At 56.5% G+C, this 209-nt stretch carries 1 protein-coding gene; it reads right to left on the reverse strand.

The annotated features are described in order from the left end of the window. Positions 1 to 209, reverse strand: a 209-nt coding sequence (locus G5B30_RS17235; protein WP_165321239.1) for an MBG domain-containing protein, incomplete at both ends; no start/stop codon positions are given.

Genomic DNA, 209 nt, shown 5'->3' on the forward strand with positions numbered 1-209 from the left:
GTAACCGCATCGCCGTTCACAAGACCGCTGGCCGTGAACTCGGTACTGCCGAGCGTCAGCGCCTCACCGTATGTCTTGCTGCGGTCTTTGGCCGTGATGGTCAGCGCTTTCCTGTTGACTGTCAGTGTACCTTTGGCGTAGCTGATCGTATAGTTCCCCAGTTTAGGACCCTGTGCTGCCGAGGCCGTGATCTCGTAAGTGTTTACAAC

It is taken from the genome of Sphingobacterium sp. SGG-5, from assembly GCF_011043525.1.
Taxonomy (GTDB): Bacteria; Bacteroidota; Bacteroidia; order Sphingobacteriales; family Sphingobacteriaceae; genus Sphingobacterium.